General features: G+C 74.3%; 2 protein-coding genes. Both read right to left on the bottom strand.

Annotated features, from left to right (window positions below; genetic code table 11):
* Positions 1–154: 154 nt before the first annotated feature.
* Positions 155–1,525 (bottom strand): multicopper oxidase domain-containing protein, encoded by a 1,371-nt coding sequence (locus DKL51_RS30895; protein WP_109966702.1) that lies wholly within the window; start codon positions 1,523–1,525, stop codon positions 155–157.
* Positions 1,522–2,537 (bottom strand): hypothetical protein (locus tag DKL51_RS30890; protein WP_124813046.1); only part of this gene is annotated, 1,016 nt, incomplete at its 5' end. The genes DKL51_RS30895 and DKL51_RS30890, both read right to left, overlap by 4 nt.

The following is a 2,537-nucleotide window of genomic DNA, read 5'->3' as shown; positions in this document are numbered from 1 at the left end:
GTCGGGGCGGTCAGCGGCGGCAGCAGCAGAACGGCGGCCAGCGCCGCAGGAACTCCCCAGGTCCTCATGCTCACGGACGGTAGCGACGGCACCCCGACCGGTTGGTGCGCTCCGCGTATCCCGTCCGGGCGGCCGAGCCGGCCGGTAGGCTGAACTACTTCCCCGGTCCGACCTCGAACACGCCGTGCGCGCCGCGTTCGGCGTCCACCATGACGTGGCTGACGAACGGGTACCGGCCGGGCTCGGGGAAGACCGTCTCGACGAAGCCGCCGGCGGCGGGTGCCAGGTCGAGCACCTGCGCCCCGCCCGGATCCGATGGTCGGAGCTGCCACTGCCCTTCCCGGTAGAGGGTGTCGAACTGCGCGCCGACGATGTGGAACGCGCTGTCCCGGTTCGGCCCGGCGTCGAGCACCCACACCCTCACCCGCTCCCCCGCGCGCGCGGTGAGCGGGCGGTGGTCGTACTGGGCGACGTAGCCGTTGAAGACGACGGCGTCGGGTCGTTCGGCCTGCATCTTCGCCAGGTCGCCGGGCTCACCGTCGGGACCGAGGTAGAGCTCGGACTGCACGAGGACGTACTCCCGGTCGACCGGGGTGAGGTCCGGCGGGTCGATGATGACCGCGCCGTACATACCGTTGCCGATGTGGTGCAGCATCGGCATGGTCGAGCAGTGGTACATCCAGATCCCGGCCTTGGTCGCGGTGAACCGGTAGGTCAGCCGCTGGCCGGGGTCGATCGGTCGCATCACCGCGTCGGGGGCCAGCGCGCCGGCGTGGAAGTCGACGCCGTGGTCCATGCTGCCCTCGTTGACGAGGGTGACCTCGAAGGTGTCGCCGACCCGCCCGCGCAGCACCGGACCGGGCACCGTCCCGTTGAAGGTCCACATCTTCTGCCGTACGCCGGGGGCCACCTCGCGCACCACCTCCCGTGCCCGCAGTTCGACCTTGTGCACGCGACCGGGCGGGATCGTCGGCGCGGTGGCGTCCCGGGCGGTGAACGCCGGACCGGGGTCGGCCATCGGGTCGATGCGAGCGGCCGTACCCGGTGCCGGGTCGGCCGCGTGGTCGTCGTGGCCGGCGGCCGGGGCGTCGGTGGTGCTCACGCTCAGCGTCATCCCGGACTGGCGGTGGCCGGGCATCGAGCACCAGCCGGCCAGCGGTCCGCCGATGATCCCGGCGTCGACCCGGGCGGTGCCGCCGCGGCTCAGCAGCGGGGTCCGCGCGCCGGTCGCCAGCACCAGGTCGTGGCGGCGGTCGTCGCGGTTGGTCAGCTCGATGACCAGCCGGTCGCCGCGCGGCACGGTGATCTGTGCGGGATGGAACCGCATCCCCTCGGCGACGACCGCGACGGTGGTGGTGTGCCCGGTCTCCGCCACCGCACCGCCGGCGGGCACGGCGCCGGGCGTCTCGACGCTGGTGAGGCGCTGCCCGGCGACTCCGACGAGGACGGCGATCAGGACCAGGGCGAGTCCGGCGGCGACGCCGCCGAGCGGGCGGACGCGGGTGGGACCGGTGGCGGGGTTCACGGTTGTCTCCGGGCGGTGAGCAGGACCCGGACGGCGGGTACGAGGAACTGCACCAGCGCGGCGAGGACCAGCAGGGAGGTGGTGATGCGGACGAACGGCGGGGTCGGCAGGGCGAAGACCGCCAGCGCGGCGTTGGTCATCGCGAGCCGCTGTGGCCAGTGCCGGTCGAGCAGGGCGATGCGCCGCCGCAGCTCCGCCGGGCCGCCGCCGGCTGGCTCCTGGTCGCCCTCGCGGTCGACGCCGGGACCCTGCTGAGCAGCCCCGCACCGGAGCGCGCCGACGAGGACCAGGACCAGGCCGGCGCCGATCACCGTACGCCACCAGGCGAGCAGACCGGTGCCGAGCAGGAGGAGGCCGGAGACGAGGAGGGGCAGGGCCACCGTGGCGGCGCGGACCGCGCCCGCGGCCATCCGGGTGCGCAGCACGGTCGGCCAGAGGGTCAGCAGCGTACCGAGGACGGTCAGCGTCACCCAGCCGAGCAGGTTCACGTGGGCGTGGAACAGCACCAGTCGGGACCGGTCGGCCTCGTCGACCACCAGCATCGCGGCGCCGACCGGAATACCGACGACGAGGGCGATGGCCGCGGCGAGGTAGTAGCGGACGGTGACCGCGAATCGGGTCGGCAGGGCGGTGCGCAGCCGAGCCGCCAGCCAAGCCAGGTGCGCGACGACGGCGGCGAAGACGATGGTGGCTCCGGCCACCCCGGTCCACGGACGGTCCGTGGCCCCGCCGACCAGCACGGCCACCACGCCGACGTTCAGCGCGACGAGGCGGGCGGTCTCGGCGCGCCGGCTGGCCGGCGCCGGGGCCCGGAGCACCGCGACGGAGAAGTGCGCGCTCCAGATCAGGATGGCGTTGGTCGCCGCGCCGAGCAGGAAGAGATGGATCGCGAGCCAGCGCCACGACGGCAGGAACGGGTGGACGAAGCCGAGGACGACGAGCCCGAGCAGGTACGCCGTCGGCAGCGCCGCCACCCGTCGGTGCCAGCCGGCCCGTCCGGTGGCACCGACGG

The sequence above is a fragment of the Micromonospora globispora genome (genome assembly GCF_003857015.1).
Taxonomy (GTDB): Bacteria; Actinomycetota; Actinomycetes; order Mycobacteriales; family Micromonosporaceae; genus Micromonospora; species Micromonospora globispora.
The sequence above is the reverse complement of the archived record's forward strand: the minus strand, read 5'-3'. Positions and strand labels throughout refer to the sequence as shown.